This is a genomic window from Blastococcus sp. TF02-09, assembly GCF_003319105.1.
Taxonomy (GTDB): Bacteria; Actinomycetota; Actinomycetes; order Mycobacteriales; family Geodermatophilaceae; genus Blastococcus.
Window position 1 is genome coordinate 121101 of sequence record NZ_QOHH01000006.1, and the last position, 14306, is coordinate 135406.

Genomic DNA, 14306 nt, shown 5'->3' on the forward strand with positions numbered 1-14306 from the left:
CCCTCCACGCAGGAGAGCCGGGCCCCGGTGAGTTCCTCGGTGCTGTTCTTTCAGACGCCGCGGAAGCGGTTGATCGCCTCGAGGTGCTGCTCGCGCTTCTCGGCGTTCTTCACGCCGAGGCCCTCCTCGGGGGACAGCGTCAGGACGCCGACCTTGCCCTGGTGGGCGTTCTTGTGGACGTCGAGGGCGGCCTGGCCGACCTCCTCCATCGGGTACACCTTCGACAGGGTCGGGTGGATGAGGCCCTTGTCGATGAGGCGGTTGGCCTCCCACGCCTCCTTGTAGTTGGCGAAGTGGGAGCTGAGGATCTTCTTGAGGTTCATCCACAGGTAGCGGTTGTCGTACTCGTGCAGGTAGCCGCTGGTGGAGGCACAGGTGATGATCGTGCCGCCCTTCTTGGCCACGTACACGCTGGCGCCGAAGGTCTCGCGGCCCGGGTGCTCGAAGACGATGTCCACGTCCTCGCCGCCGGTCAGCTCACGGATCTTCTTGCCGAACCGCTGCCACTCCTTGGGGTCCTGGGTGCGCTCGTCCTTCCAGAACTTGTAGCCCTCGGCGGAGCGGTCGATGACCAGCTCGGCGCCCATCTTGCGGACGATCTCGGCCTTCTCCGGGCTGCTGACCACGCAGACCGGGATGGCGCCGCCGTTGAGTGCCATCTGCGTGGCGTAGGAGCCCAGGCCGCCCGAGGCGCCCCAGATCAGGACGACGTCGCCCTGCTTCATGTTGGCGCCGTTCTTGCTCACCAGCTGGCGGTAGGCGGTGGAGTTCACCAGGCCCGGGCTGGCGGCCTCCTCCCAGGAGAGGTGCGCCGGCTTCGGCATCAGCTGGTTGCTCTTGACCAGCGCCAGCTCGGCGAGGCCGCCGAAGTTGGTCTCGAAGCCCCAGATCCGCTGCTGCGGGTCCATCATCGTGTCGTCGTGACCGGCCGGGTCCTCGAGCTCCACCGAGAGGCAGTGCGCGACGACCTCGTCGCCCGGCTTCCACTTGTTCACGCCCGGGCCCACGCGCAGCACGACGCCGGCCAGGTCGGAGCCGACGATGTGGTACGGCAGGTCGTGCCGCTTGGTCAGCTCGGAGACCCGGCCGTAGCGCTCGAGGAAGCCGAAGGTCGAGACCGGCTCGAAGATCGACGTCCACACGGTGTTGTAGTTCACCGAGGACGCCATGACGGCGACGATCGCCTCGCCGGGGCCCAGCTCCGGGGTGGGGACCTCGTCGATGTGGAGGGACTTGCGAGGGTCCTTCTCCTTCGTCGGGATCCCCTCGAACATGTGCTGCTCGTCCTTACGCACCACTACGGCGCGGTAGGACTCCGGTACGGCCAGGCCGCCCAGCGCGTCCAGCTGGTCGGCGAGGATGGCGTCCCTGATCTCGTTCACGCGAACTCCTGGGTCGTGGACGGCCGTGGGCGGCCGGCTCGGAGGGCGGTTCTGGGCAGTGCGTGGCCGGGGACGTTACCCAGCGGTAACGATCGGGCCGGAAGGGTGGTCGACGATCAGTGCGCCGACGCGGCCGGCTGGACCAGCTCGACGAGCACGCCGCCGGCGTCCTTGGGGTGGATGAAGTTGACCCGGCTGTCCGACGTGCCGCGCTTGGGGACGTCGTAGAGCAGCCGCAGGCCGCGCTCGCGCAGGGTGGCGCTGACCGCCTCGACGTCGTCGACGCGGAAGGCCAGCTGCTGGAGGCCCGGGCCCGACCGGCCGATGAACTTGGCGATCGTCGACTCCGGGGTCAGCGGCGCCAGGAGCTGGATGCGGGTGTCGCCGTCACCGACGGCGAGCATGGCCTCGCGGACCCCTTGCTCCTCGTTGGTCTCCTCGTGCACCGACCGCACGCCGAATGCCTGGGCGTAGAAGGCGATGGCCTCGTCCAGGTCGGGCACGGCGATGCCCACGTGGTCGATGGTGGTGAACAGTCCCTCGGGCAGACCCGTGGCCGCAGCGTCGTTGGTGGTCACGTCGGCATCCTGCCGCGCAGCCGCCGGTGGCGACACTCCGGGGCCGTGCGGCTGCCCGGTCGGGTGACCGGGAGTGGGCCGGACCACCCCGACCGGGGCGTGGTCCTATCCTGGTATACAGCCCGACGCCGCGCGTTCTGCGCGGCTCGTCCCCACGGTCGCCAGAGTCGGCGGCCCGGCACTGGAGGCCTCATGTCCCGCTCGGTCATCGTCAGCGGCGCCCGCACCCCGATGGGCCGGCTGCTCGGCTCGCTCAAGGACTTCTCGGCCGCCGACCTCGGTGGCGTCGCCATCAAGGCCGCGCTCGAGCGCGCCGGCATCTCCGGCGACCAGGTCGACTACGTGATCATGGGCCAGGTCATCCAGGCCGGCGCCGGCCAGAACCCGGCCCGCCCCGCCGCGGTCAAGGCCGGCATCCCGATGTCGGTGCCCGCGCTGACCATCAACAAGGTCTGCCTCTCCGGTCTGTCCGCGATCGCGATGGCCGACCAGCTCATCCGCGCCGGTGAGTACGACATCGTCGTGGCCGGAGGCCAGGAGTCGATGACCCAGGCGCCGCACATCCTCGCCAACTCGCGCACCGGCACGAAGTTCGGCGACACCAAGCTCATCGACTCGATGTCGCACGACGGCCTCTCCGACACCTTCGACCAGGTGGCGATGGGCGCGCTGACCGAGCAGGCCAACTCCCGCTACGACCTGACCCGCGAGGAGCAGGACGAGTTCGCGGCGGCCAGCCACCAGAAGGCCGCGCGCTCGCACAAGGACGGCGTCTTCGCCGAGTCGATCACCCCGGTGCTCATCCCGCAGCGCAAGGGCGACCCGATCGAGTTCACCGACGACGAGGGCGTCCGCGCCGACACCACGGTCGAGAGCCTCTCCAAGCTCAAGCCCGCCTTCGCCAAGGACGGCACGATCACCGCCGGCTCCGCCTCGCAGATCTCCGACGGCGCCTGCGCCGTGGTGGTCATGAGCGCCGCCAAGGCCCAGGAGCTCGGCATCACCCCGATCGCCGAGATCGGCGCCCACGGCGTCGTCGCCGGCCCGGACGCCACGCTGCAGAGCCAGCCGTCGGGGGCCATCAAGAAGGCCTGCGCCCGCGAGGGCATCGACCCCACCGACCTCGACGTCGTCGAGCTCAACGAGGCCTTCGCCGCCGTCGGCATCGTGTCGACCCGCGAGCTGGGCATCGACCCGGAGAAGGTCAACCCGAACGGTGGCGCCATCGCCCTCGGGCACCCGATCGGCATGAGCGGCGCCCGCCTCGTCCTCGACGTCGCGCTGGAGATCAAGCGCCGGGGACTCAAGGTCGGCGCCGCCGCGCTGTGCGGTGGCGGTGGCCAGGGCGACGCCCTGATCCTGCACGCACCCGCGAGCGCGTGAGCGAGGTCCCTGCGGGGACCGCGGTCCAGACGTCCGCCCCCGTCGCCCCCGGGCGGCGGGGGCGGCGTGCTGTCGACGTCCCCGCACTGGTCGAGCGGGCCCGCGAGGGCGACGCCCGCTCGGTGGCCCGGCTGATCTCGCTGGTCGAGGACGCCAGCCCGGCGCTGCGCGAGGTCGCGGCCGCGCTGGCCCCGCACACCGGCCGGGCCCAGGTGCTGGGGCTGACCGGTTCCCCGGGGGTCGGCAAGTCGACGACGACGACGGCACTGGTGCGGGCGCTCCGGCAGGACGGCAAGCGCGTCGGCGTGCTCGCCGTCGACCCCTCGTCGCCGTTCTCCGGCGGTGCCCTGCTGGGCGACCGGGTGCGCATGCAGGACCACGCCGGCGACGACGGCGTCTTCATCCGCTCGATGGCCTCGCGCGGCCACCTGGGCGGGCTGTCCTGGGCGACCCCGCAGGCGCTCCGCGTGCTGGACGCGGCCGGCTGCGACGTCGTGCTGATCGAGACGGTCGGCGTCGGCCAGTCCGAGCTGGAGATCGCCTCACTCGCCGACACCACGCTGGTGCTCGTCGCGCCCGGGATGGGCGACGGCATCCAGGCGGCCAAGGCCGGCATCCTGGAGGTGGCCGACGTCTTCGTCGTGAACAAGGCCGACCGGGACGGCGCGCACCAGGCGGTGCGGGACCTGCGCTACATGCAGTCCCTCGGCGGCCGGTACTCGGAGCCCGGTGGCTGGCGCCCGCCCATCTGCCGCACGGTGGCCTCCCGCGACACCGACAACGGCATCGACGACGTCCTCGCCACGGTGGCCGACCACCGGACGTGGCTGGAGTCCTCCGGCGAGGGCCACCGGCGGCGGGCCGAGCGCGCGGCCCGGGAGATCGAGGCGATCGCCCTGGCCGCGCTCCGCGCCCGGATCGGCGACCTGCGCGGCTCGGCCACCCTCGGCGCCCTGGCCGAGCGCGTGGTGGCGGGGGAGACCGACCCCTACGCGGCGGCGGACGAGCTGGTCGCCAGGCTCTGAGGCGCCGGGCGCGCGAACCGGTCGGTCAGCCGCTCCCACGGCAGGATCGACAGGATCGCGATGCAGTGCGGCAGGAAGATGATCGTCACGCCGGCGTACACCATCAGGTGGAAGCCGATCAGGAAGAGCACCAGCCCGACGCGGGCGCGGTCGCTGCGCACGAAGAGCATCAGCGGCGCGGCGAGCTCCAGGATGATCATCACCCACTGCGACGCCGTGAGCAGCCACGGGACGTCGAGGGTCCAGTCCGACAGCGGCGTCCCGCGGCGCAGCACGGCGCGGGTCAGGGTCGAGCCGGTCGGCCAGTCCCAGCCACCGAAGCGGATCTTCGCCCAGGCGGCGAGGAAGTAGGTGAGCATCACCGCGACGAGCACCGCCGCCATCGCCCAGCCCGCGGCCTCCGAGGGGCGGCGGTCGCGGAACCGCGCCCGGCCGATCGTCGGGAGCACAGCCAGCGCCACGAGGAAGGCGATCCGGTCGTGGTCGACCTTGCCGTAGCTCATCGCGATGACCATCCACTCCAGGTACAGGAGGAAGACGGCGGCGCCGAGCAGCCGCGGCGCCCGGCCGCTGGCGGCGGCCACGGCGGCCAGCACGAGCGCCCACTGGACGACGAGGACCAGCGTGTGCGTGGGAGTCGGCAGGTGCAGCAGCCGGCCGATGAGCAGCGGGGCGTACCAGTCGGTGGGGACGTCGGCGTGCGCCCGCACCCAGGCGGTGGTGAGGAAGACGTCGACCGGGATGAACAGGTAGGCGATCGTCCGGAACACCGCGATCCGCGCGAGCGGCACCGGGGCGAACCACCAGCGGCCGGTCAGCGGGCGGGGAGCCGCGGCGGTGGATGCGGTGGTCACGATGCGCCGTCCTCCGAGGTGCCGTCCTCCAGGTCGAACTCGACGACGACGGTGTCGGTGTAGTCGCCCGTCGGCTTGCCGTCGGCCAGCTCGAACTTGCGGTGCACCATCTGCACGGTCACGAGCTCGGGTGCCGCCGGGTTGCTCTCGGCGTAGGCGTCGGCGATCAGGCCGAGCAGCTCGGGGTGCTCGCGCAGCCGGTTGATCTGGCCCTCGAACTCGGCGCGCCGCAGCCCCACCTGGCCTCCGGACAACCGCACCTCCTCACCGGCCGCGGTGAGCCCGACCGCCCGGGTGGAGATCACCGGGGTGTTGGGGTCGTTGCGGGTCGAGTACATGCGGAAGGGGCCGAACGGGAACGCGTCGTCGTCGCCCCAGACGGTGCCCGCGAGCAGCAGGGCCAGGATGACGACCACCGCCCCGAGGCGGCCCCGGCGCCCGGCCGGGCTCAGTCCGAGCCCCTCCGGCTCGGTCGACGGCGGGGTGTCGAGGGAGGACTGCACCGGCGAAGGCTAGATGCGGCCCGGCGCCGACCGCCACGGTCACGCGCGCGACTCCGGCCACAGCGCCCCAGGTGCCCAGCCCGACCCACGGGCCCCGGAACTTGCGGATCGGGTCCGCCCTCGTGAGGATCACCGGGTGAGCGGGCGTGCGGGACGACCGGATGCTGTCGTCGTCGGGGCGGGGCCCAACGGGCTGGCGGCGGCGCTGCGGATGTCCGCGGCCGGACTGCGGGTCCAGGTGGTGGACGCCGGGGAACGGCCCGGCGGCGGCATGCGCACCGAGGAGCTCATCCGGCCGGGCTTCCACCACGACGTGTGCTCGACGGTGCAGCCGATGGCCGTCGCCGCCCCGTTCTTCCGCGAGTTCGACGTCGAGAGCCGCGGCGTCCGCTTCGTCCACCCCGAGGTCAACTTCGCCCACCCCCTGGACGGTGGGGGAGCGGCCCTGTCGTTCCGCTCGCTGGAGGAGACCGCCGCGCGGCTGGGCCGCGACGCCGACGCCTACCGCCGGCTGTTCGGGCCGCTGGTCGACTCCGGCACCGACGTCATCGACTTCTTCCTCTCCAGCCGGCTGCGCTCGCTGCCGACGAAGAGCGTCGCCGAGGTGACGAAGTTCGCGCTCACCGGCCTGCCGAACGTGCGCTGGCTGGCCGACCACTACTTCGACACCGAGGAGGGACGCGCGCTCGTCGCGGGCGCCGCGGCCCACGGCATGCTCGACCTGAGCCAGCCGCTCACCTCCGCGCTGGGCATGCTGCTGGCGATGCTGTCCCACCACGCCGGGTGGCCGCTGATCGAGGGCGGGTCGCAGAAGCTCGCCGACGCGATGGTGACCGCGCTCGAGGAGCAGGGAGGCGAGGTGGTGACCGGGCACCGGGTCACCGACCTGCGCGAGTTCGACGGCGTGCCCGCCGTGCTGCTCGACACGACCCCTGAGGACTTCGTGTACATGGCCGGCGACCGGCTCAACGAGGGCTACCGGCGGTGGGTCCGGCGGTACAAGCACGGCGCCGGCGTGTTCAAGATCGACTGGATCCTGTCCGAGCCGGTGCCGTGGACCAACCCCGACGTCCGCCGGGCGGGGACCATCCACGTCGCGGGCACCCTCGAGGAGACGCTGGCGGGGGAGCGCGCACCCAACCAGGGCCGGCTCACCGACAAGCCCTACGTGCTGGCCGTGCAGCCCACGGTCGCCGACCCGACCCGGGCACCGGAGGGCGGCCACATCTTCTGGGCCTACGTGCACGTGCCGCACGGTGCCGACGTCGACATGACCGGGGCGATCGAGGACCAGGTGGAGCGTTTCGCTCCGGGCTTCAAGGACACCGTCGTCGCGCGGGCGACCAAGACCGCGGTGCAGATGGAGCAGTGGAACCCCAGCTATCTGGGGGGCGACATCTCCAACGGGCAGGCCACGCTGCGGCAGATGCTGGCCCGGCCCGTCCCGCGCTGGAACACCTACCGGACGCCGGTGAAGGGCGTCTACCTGGCGTCGTCGGCGACCCCGCCGGGGCCGGCCGTGCACGGCATGTGCGGTGACCTGGGTGCCCGGGTGGCGCTGCGCGACGTCTTCGGCGTCCGCGAGGTGCCGCCGCTGCGCCCGGCCCTGCGCTGAGCCGGTCCCGGGCCACCGCGGGAGGCGGACCCGGGACCGGCTGCTGCCTCAGGCGATGCGGCGGGCGGTGTTGTAGCCGGCCATGTCGACCGTCGTGTACTCGACACCGGTCGACTCGTTGCCGGCGTGCACGATGACGCCGTCGCCGACGTAGATGCCGACGTGGCTGATCGGCTCGTAGTAGAAGACCAGGTCGCCCGGCTGCAGGTCGGCGCGCGCGACCGGGGTGCCGACGATGGCCTGGTCGGCACTGCGCCGCGGCAGCTCGATGCCCGCCGCGCGGTAGGCGTACGAGGTCAGGCCCGAGCAGTCGAAGCTGTCGGGCCCGTTGCCGCCGTACGCGTAGGCCTTGCCGACCTGGTCGCGGGCGGTGTCGACGGCGACCTGGGCCGCGGAGGGCGGCGACCACCCGGCCGGCTCGTCCACCGTACGAACCGCCTCGCCGGGACTCAACCCGGCGGTCGACCCGTCGACGGGTCGACAGGTCGACATGTCGCGCGGGCACTGGAAATACGGGGGATGGGGTGTCCCCGCTGACGCAGCGGTGTCCCTGAGACGGACACTCGTGGGTGTCGAATGTCCGGTTCAGGGACACTGCTCGCGGAACCTGGCGTCACCCGTGTCGGACGAAGACGACGGCACGCGATCCGTCGGGTGACTCCCCGCGGCCGACGGTGGTCGTCTCGGTCGAGGGACGGCGGCCGGGCCGCCCCGGGTAGCGTCCCGCGCATGGTCCGGCCGCTGGGGTTGCCCTTCGATCCGATCGAGCGCGCCGGGCAGACGTGGGAGGAGCGCTTCGGTCCGGCCGCGGCGATGCGGGCGGCGACGTCGGTCTTCCGGGTGCAGCAGATCCTGCTGGCCCGCTTCGACGAGGTGCTGCGCCCGCTCGAGCTGACCTTCGCGCGGTACGAGGTGCTGGTGCTGCTCACCTTCAGCCGCACCGGCGAGCTGCCGCTGAAGGTCATCGGGAGCCGGCTGATGGTGCACCCGACCTCGGTCACGAACGCCATCGACCGGCTCGTCGCGGCCGGCTACGTCGACCGGCGGCCGAACCCCGCCGACGGGCGCGGGGTGCTGGCCGGCATCACCCGGGCGGGGCGCGACGTGGTCGAGCGGGGGACGCGAGCCCTGACGGAGCTGGACTTCGGTCTGGGCGAGCTCGGGGACCGGGAGCTGGAGACCCTCTTCGACGTGCTGCGGCGGGTCCGGCTCGGTGCGGGCGACGTCTCGGGCGCCGAGAACTGACACACCCGTCCGGCAGCATGCCCGTCATGACCGGTTCCCGGCACCACGCCATCGACTACGTCGAGCTCACCGTCACCGACCTCGCCGCGGCGAAGCGGTTCTACGCCGAGGCGTTCGGCTGGGAGTTCACCGACCACGGACCGGCGTACGCCGGCATCCGGGGCGCCGAGGGTGGACCGGAGGTCGGTGGCCTGGCGCTCGACGGGCAGCCGCCCCGGCCCGGCGGGCCGCTGGTCCTGCTCTTCTCCGACGACCTCGACCGCACCCTCGGCGCCGTGGAGGCGGCGGGCGGCCGGGTCACCCAGGGCCCGTACGCCTTCCCGGGCGGCCGCCGCTTCCACTTCGCGGACCCGAGCGGCAACGAGCTGGGGGTCTGGGCCGAGCGCTGACGACCCTTGGCCGACACGCCCGCCCGCGCGGTGGGATGATCGAGGTCATGCAGCCGAACCGCCCCGGACGCCCCGATCCCCGCGCGCAGGCCCAGATGGCCGCCACCATGGCCGGCGCCGTCGACCTGGCGGCGGTCAAGGCACGGTCCGAGGCCGCCGCTCGCGCCCAGGCGGCCCCGCCGCCGAGCGCCACCGCCCCCGCCGGGGCGCCGGGCAGCTCGGTCGTCGACGTCACCGAGGCGACGTTCCAGGCCGAGGTCCTCGACCGCTCCTTCCAGGTGCCGGTCGTGCTGGACCTGTGGGCCGAGTGGTGCGGCCCCTGCAAACAGTTGTCCCCGGTGCTCGAGCGGCTGGCCGCCGAGGGCGGCGGTTCGTGGGTGCTGGCCAAGGTCGACGTCGACGCCAACCCGGCGCTCGCCCAGGGCCTGCGGGTCCAGGGCATCCCGGCGGTGAAGGCCGTGTGGCAGGGCCAGTTGGTCGCGGAGTTCAACGGCGCCATCCCGGAGCAGGACGCCCGGCAGTTCGTCGCCGAGCTGGTGCAGGCCACGACCGGCGGTGCGGTGCCCGGCGGCGCCGAGCAGGCGCCGGAGGTCGAGGACCCGCGGCTGGACGCCGCCGAGGCGGCGCTGGAGCGCGGCGACCTCGCGGCTGCCGAGGCCGCCTACCAGGCGATCCTCGCCGAGGAGCCCGACCACCCCGACGCCGGCATCGCGCTGCGCCAGGTGCAGGTCTTCCGCCGGGCCGAGGAAGCCGGCCCCGACGCGCTGGCCCGCGCCGACGCCGCGCCCGACGACGTGACCGCGCAGACCCGCGCCGCCGACCTCCTGCTCGGCACCGGCGACATCGAGGGCGCCTTCGAGCGGCTGCTCGACGTCATCCGGCGGACCGCGGGGGACGAGCGCGACCGGGCCCGCAAGCACCTGGTGGAGCTGTTCGCCGTCGTGGGTGACCAGGACCCGCGCGTCGCCCCCGCCCGCCGGGCCCTGATGACCGCCCTGTTCTGAGCCCTACAGGGCGTCGTCGAGCCCGCAGGCCTCGAGGCCCTCGACGAACCCCGCGCGGAACAGGTCGACCAGCTGGAACCCGGTGAGGTCCGCGGCGGGCACCACCGACGGCTCGTTGCCGAAGGTGAGCAAGAACTGCACGCTCTCGTCGATGTCCCCGGGTGAGACGACCGGCCCTCCGGCCTCGTTCTCGAACACCCGCGCGGCGTACCAGCCGCTCAGGCACACCGCCGAGCGGGCGGCGTCCTCGTCGTCGGTGGACAGGCCCAGCTGGTCGCGCACGGCCAGCCCGTACGGCAGCGCGACCGCGGTGGCGACGGCGAAGTCGCCCAGCTCGTAGGCCGGGGACGCCAGGTCGCTCGTGTCGAAGCCGACCACGTTCTCGTCGGAGCAGTAGACGAGGTCCAGGTCGCCGTCCGGCGCGCAGCCGGGCGCGTCCCCGTCGAAGGGCTCGATCGACGGCGGGTCGAACGGTTCCCCGAAGACCTGGTCGAACGCCGGCTCCCAGGCGCCCGGCAGCGAGGTGTCGATGATGTCCAGCAGCTCGTCCGGCGGCGCATTGCCGCCTCGGGCGGCGTCGGTCGGATTGCTCGGGTCGAATCCGGTCTGGGTGAACGCCCGGCCGGGGCCGAAGTTGTCGCGGCAGGCCTCCGTCCCGGTGTCGAAGCCCTCCTGGAACGCGGAGACCCGGTCGAAGTAGGAGCCGTGCGCCTGCTCCTGGCCGGGGCTGGTGCCCACCGGGTCGCGCAGCTGCAGGTAGCCGCGCAGCAGCTCGTCGAGCTCGGGGGTCCGGAGGACCGAGTGCTCGGCCTCGCCCTCGGCGACCCACCGGGTCCAGGTGCCGGCGAGGCAGTCGGCCTGGGTCTCGACGGCGATCGAGGCCGAGGGCGAGCCCACCCGGGCCTGCACCGCGTGGCCGAACTCGTGCGCCATCACCAGCGCGGGGATGAACCGGCCGAACTCCGCGCCCAGCTCGGCCAGGAACGTGCGGTCGTAGCTGATCGAGTCGGAGTTCGGGGCATCCGGGGCGACGCAGTAGAAGGCGTTGCTCTCGACGTCGGAGGCGGCCGCGCCGCACCCGATGCCGTTCGGGTACACGGCGGGGTCGGCGTTCCCGGGGTCGACGCTGAAGTAGCCGCCCTGCAGCGGCTCGAACTGCGTGCCGAAGACTTCGGGGAACTCCTCCGCCCAGAACGTCTCGAGGTCGGCCAGGGCGTTGCGTGCCAGCACGTCCACCTCCTCGTCGGTGGACCCCACCACCCGGACGTCCCCCGTGGCGACGTCCGTGGCGGGTGGCCTCGCGGGGCTGGCCAGGCCGGTGACCACGACCGAGCACCCGGTGAGGGCGAGCAGGCAGAAGGCGGCGGCGGTGAGCGTCGCCCACCGCCGCCGTCCTGCGCGTCCCGTCCCCACGGTTCAGCCGTTACCCGCGCGCGGGCCGGTCAGGCCTCGTGCAGGAACCAGACGGTCCCGAGCGGGGGAGCCGCGATCGTCGCCGAGTACGGCTGGCCGTGCCACGGCTCCTCGACGGCCTCGACGCCGCCGAAGTTGCCCACGCCGGAGCCGCCGTAGCCCTCGGCGTCGCTGTTGAGCACCTCGCGCCAGCGGCCCGGCCGGGGCAGCCCGATCCGGTACTCGTGGTGCGGGGCGCCGGCGAAGTTGACCACGCAGGCCAGCGCCGAGCGGCTGCCGTCCTCCGACGGGGTGCCGTCCTCGGCCGCCGGGACCGCCGACTTCCCGTACCGCAGGAAGGACAGCGTGTTCCCGCCGGCATCGTTGGCGTCGATCCACTGGAAGCCGGAGGGGTCGACGTCGTGCGCCCAGAGGGCGTCCAGCTCGCGGTAGCGCTCGTTGAGGTCGGTGACCAGCTGCAGCACCCCGCGGTGGGCGGGGTCGTCGAGGTGCCACCAGTCCAGCGAGCGGCTCTCGGCCCACTCGGCGTCCTGCGCGAACTCCGAGCCCATGAACAGCAGCTGCTTGCCCGGGTGGGCCCACATGTAGCCGAGGTAGGCGCGCAGGTTGGCCAGCTGCTGCCAGCGGTCGCCAGGCATCTTCCGCAGCAGCGAGCCCTTGCCGTAGACGACCTCGTCGTGGCTGATCGGCAGCACGTAGTTCTCGGAGTAGGCGTAGTGCATCGAGAACGTCAGCTGGCCGTGGTGGTAGCTGCGGTGCACCGGCTCCCGCTCGACGTAGTCCAGCGAGTCGTGCATCCAGCCCATGTTCCACTTGAAGCCGAAGCCCAGGCCGCCGAGGTGGGTGGGCCGGGTGACGCCCGGCCAGGCGGTCGACTCCTCGGCGATGGTCACGACGCCGGGGACCTCGCGGTAGACCGTGGCGTTGAACTCCTGCAGGAACGCCACCGCCTCGAGGTTCTCCCGGCCGCCGTACTCGTTGGGCAGCCAGTCGGTGCGGGAGTAGTCCAGGTAGAGCATCGAGGCGACCGCGTCCACGCGGATGCCGTCGACGTGGAACTCCTTGCACCAGAACAGCGCGTTGGCTACCAGGAAGTTGCGCACCTCGGAGCGGCCGAAGTCGAAGACGTAGGTGCCCCAGTCCAGCTGCTCACCGCGGCGGGGGTCACCGTGCTCGTACAGCGGGGTGCCGTCGAAGCGGGCCAGCGCCCACTCGTCCTTGGGGAAGTGCGCGGGCACCCAGTCGACGATGACGCCGATCCCGGCCTGGTGAGCCGCGTCGATCAGGTAGCGGAGGTCGTCCGGGCTGCCGAAGCGCGACGTCGGCGCGTAGTACGACGTCACCTGGTAGCCCCAGGAGCCACCGAACGGGTGCTCGGCCAGCGGCATGAACTCGATGTGGGTGAAGCCGGCGTCCTTGACGTAGGCGACCAGCTCGTCGGCCATCTCGCGGTAGGACAGGCCCTGGCGCCACGAGCCGGCGTGCACCTCGTAGATGCTCATCGGGCGCTCGTGCCAGTTGCCCGCCGCGCGCTCGGCCAGCCAGGCGTCGTCGCTCCACTCGTGGGTGCTCTCGGTGACGACGGAGGCGTTGAGCGGGGGCACCTCGGTGGCGAAGGCCAGCGGGTCGGACTTCTCTCGCCACACGTCGTCGGCACCGAGCACGTGGTACCGGTACCGGCTGCCCACCGGGACGCCGGGCACGAAGATCTCCCAGACGCCGGAGGAGCCCAGGGAGCGCATCGGGTAGGCCCGCGCCTGCCAGTAGTCGAAGTCACCGGTGACCTTGACGCCCCGGGCGGCGGGCGCCCAGACGGCGAAGGAGACGCCGTCGACGGTGCCGCGCGGGGTGTCGTAGTGCCGCACGTGCGCGCCGAGCACCTCCCACAGGCGCTCGTGCCGGCCCTCGCGGATCAGGTGCTCGTCGAGCGGCCCGAGGGTCGGCAGCCACCGGTAGGGGTCGTCGACAGTGTGGCGGCTCGTGCCGCCCTGGCCGTCGGGGTACTCGACCTCGATGCGGTAGTCGCCGGGCTGCTGGGGGAGCGCGGCCTCGTAGATGCCACCGGCGTGGACCTGGCGGGCGTCGTACCGGGTGCCGTCCTCGTCGACCACGACCACCGAGACGGCGTCGGGGCGCAGGGTGCGGACCACCCAGCCGCCGCCGGCCTCGTGCGCGCCGAGGACGCGGTGCGGATCGTGCGACCAGCCCTCCACGATCGCACGCAGGTCCTCCTCTCCGACCTCCGTGAGGGTGGCCTGGCCGGTCGTCGCGGGACCACCGGCACCACCGGCACCGTCGGCCGCGGAGGCGGGCGCGGGAGCGGCGTCGTCCGGTGCCTGCGGGGTCATCGGCTCCGCCGGATCGGGGTCCGGGGCCTCGGGCGGTGCCGCCGGGGTGCCGGTGGGATCGCCGGGCTCGGCGATCGGTGCTGGGGCCACCACCGGGGGCACCGTGGTGGGCCCGCCCTCGGGGGCGGTGGCGGCGGTGCTCGGCTGCTGATCGGTGGTCTCCACGCCCTCGGGGGCGACGTTGCCCGTGGCGGCGGGGGCGCGCGTGGCGGCCGTCTTCTTGGCTGGCGCGGCCTTCGTGGCGGCCGCCTTCTTCGCGGGCGCGGCCTTCGCGGCCGTCGTCTTCGCAGCCGTCGTCTTCGCAGCCGTCGTCTTCGTGGCCGTCGCCTTCGTGGTCGCGGCCTTGGTGCCCTTGCGGGTCGCCTTCTTCGCCGGGGCGTTGATCACCGGCTCCGTGCCGGCGGCCGCCTCCGCATCGGCCACCCGCTGTTCGACGGCACGCTGCAGGTCGTCCTTGTCGGCCACCGGGTCCTTCCGGTCATCGCTGCTCATCGTCTGTTCCTCCGGTGCCGTGTTCTCGAGCATCTGCGGCCCCTCTGCCGGGTCCCGGTGCGAGCGCGGGGCAGA

At 73.0% G+C, this 14306-nt stretch carries 13 protein-coding genes; 6 read left to right on the forward strand and 7 right to left on the reverse strand.

The window, feature by feature from the left end:
• Positions 1 to 50 precede the first annotated feature (50 nt).
• Positions 51 to 1382: a crotonyl-CoA carboxylase/reductase gene (gene ccrA, locus DQ239_RS10920; protein ID WP_113834440.1), complete on the reverse strand. Its 1332-nt coding sequence runs from the start codon at positions 1380 to 1382 to the stop codon at positions 51 to 53.
• A 116-nt stretch (positions 1383 to 1498) separates the two neighbouring features.
• Positions 1499 to 1960, reverse strand: a complete 462-nt coding sequence (gene mce / locus DQ239_RS10925; protein WP_113834441.1) for a methylmalonyl-CoA epimerase — start codon at positions 1958 to 1960, stop codon at positions 1499 to 1501.
• 192 nt (positions 1961 to 2152) lie between these two features.
• Here mce and DQ239_RS10930 point away from each other — a divergent pair, with 192 nt between their 5' ends.
• Together DQ239_RS10930 and meaB are read left to right on the forward strand one after the other, a co-directional pair.
• On the forward strand, positions 2153 to 3343 hold the full coding sequence (locus tag DQ239_RS10930; protein WP_113834442.1) for an acetyl-CoA C-acetyltransferase: 1191 nt from the start codon (positions 2153 to 2155) through the stop codon (positions 3341 to 3343).
• Complete coding sequence (meaB, locus tag DQ239_RS10935; RefSeq protein ID WP_113834443.1) at positions 3340 to 4368, forward strand: methylmalonyl Co-A mutase-associated GTPase MeaB; 1029 nt, start codon at positions 3340 to 3342, stop codon at positions 4366 to 4368. The genes DQ239_RS10930 and meaB overlap by 4 nt, the downstream gene beginning before the upstream one ends.
• Here the strand turns inward: meaB and DQ239_RS10940 are convergent.
• Positions 4332 to 5222 (reverse strand): MFS transporter permease, encoded by an 891-nt coding sequence (locus DQ239_RS10940; RefSeq protein ID WP_113834444.1) that lies wholly within the window; start codon positions 5220 to 5222, stop codon positions 4332 to 4334. The genes meaB and DQ239_RS10940 overlap by 37 nt on opposite strands.
• Positions 5219 to 5725, reverse strand: a complete 507-nt coding sequence (locus DQ239_RS10945; RefSeq protein WP_113834445.1) for a hypothetical protein — start codon at positions 5723 to 5725, stop codon at positions 5219 to 5221. Before DQ239_RS10945 ends, DQ239_RS10940 begins: the two co-directional genes overlap by 4 nt.
• A gap of 136 nt (positions 5726 to 5861) precedes the next feature.
• Here DQ239_RS10945 and DQ239_RS10950 point away from each other — a divergent pair, with 136 nt between their 5' ends.
• Positions 5862 to 7340 carry an NAD(P)/FAD-dependent oxidoreductase gene (locus DQ239_RS10950; protein ID WP_113834446.1) on the forward strand — a complete coding sequence of 493 codons (1479 nt, stop codon included), beginning with the start codon at positions 5862 to 5864 and terminating at the stop codon, positions 7338 to 7340.
• Between the two features lie 48 nt (positions 7341 to 7388).
• Here the strand turns inward: DQ239_RS10950 and DQ239_RS10955 are convergent, their stop codons facing one another.
• On the reverse strand, positions 7389 to 7766 hold the full coding sequence (locus DQ239_RS10955) for an NlpC/P60 family protein (RefSeq protein WP_233489079.1): 378 nt from the start codon (positions 7764 to 7766) through the stop codon (positions 7389 to 7391).
• 303 nt (positions 7767 to 8069) lie between these two features.
• Here DQ239_RS10955 and DQ239_RS10960 point away from each other — a divergent pair, with 303 nt between their 5' ends.
• The 3 genes from DQ239_RS10960 to DQ239_RS10970 are packed head-to-tail and all read left to right on the forward strand — an operon-like array spanning position 8070 to position 9978.
• Positions 8070 to 8585: a MarR family transcriptional regulator gene (locus tag DQ239_RS10960; protein WP_113834448.1), complete on the forward strand. Its 516-nt coding sequence runs from the start codon at positions 8070 to 8072 to the stop codon at positions 8583 to 8585.
• Positions 8586 to 8611: 26 nt separating this feature from the next.
• The gene (locus DQ239_RS10965; RefSeq protein ID WP_113834449.1) at positions 8612 to 8974 is read left to right on the forward strand and encodes a VOC family protein; all 363 of its coding nucleotides are present in this window, start codon (positions 8612 to 8614) and stop codon (positions 8972 to 8974) included.
• Between the two features lie 47 nt (positions 8975 to 9021).
• Positions 9022 to 9978, forward strand: a complete 957-nt coding sequence (locus DQ239_RS10970; protein ID WP_199582882.1) for a tetratricopeptide repeat protein — start codon at positions 9022 to 9024, stop codon at positions 9976 to 9978.
• 3 nt (positions 9979 to 9981) lie between these two features.
• Here DQ239_RS10970 and DQ239_RS10975 read toward each other — a convergent pair whose 3' ends face one another.
• The gene (locus DQ239_RS10975; protein ID WP_233489081.1) at positions 9982 to 11391 is read right to left on the reverse strand and encodes a neutral zinc metallopeptidase; all 1410 of its coding nucleotides are present in this window, start codon (positions 11389 to 11391) and stop codon (positions 9982 to 9984) included.
• A 29-nt stretch (positions 11392 to 11420) separates the two neighbouring features.
• Positions 11421 to 14231, reverse strand: coding sequence for a 1,4-alpha-glucan branching protein GlgB (gene glgB / locus DQ239_RS10980; RefSeq protein ID WP_199582884.1), 2811 nt, complete (start codon positions 14229 to 14231; stop codon positions 11421 to 11423).
• Between the last annotated feature and the right edge of the window lie 75 nt (positions 14232 to 14306).

Coding starts and splice junctions, on each gene's coding strand:
- DQ239_RS10970 (WP_199582882.1), top strand. CDS start 9,022: ATGCAGCCGAACCGCCCCGGACGCCCCGATCCCCGCGCGCAGGCCCAG.
- glgB (WP_199582884.1), bottom strand. CDS start 14,231: ATGAGCAGCGATGACCGGAAGGACCCGGTGGCCGACAAGGACGACCTG.
- DQ239_RS10930 (WP_113834442.1), top strand. CDS start 2,153: ATGTCCCGCTCGGTCATCGTCAGCGGCGCCCGCACCCCGATGGGCCGG.
- DQ239_RS10960 (WP_113834448.1), top strand. CDS start 8,070: ATGGTCCGGCCGCTGGGGTTGCCCTTCGATCCGATCGAGCGCGCCGGG.
- DQ239_RS10965 (WP_113834449.1), top strand. CDS start 8,612: ATGACCGGTTCCCGGCACCACGCCATCGACTACGTCGAGCTCACCGTC.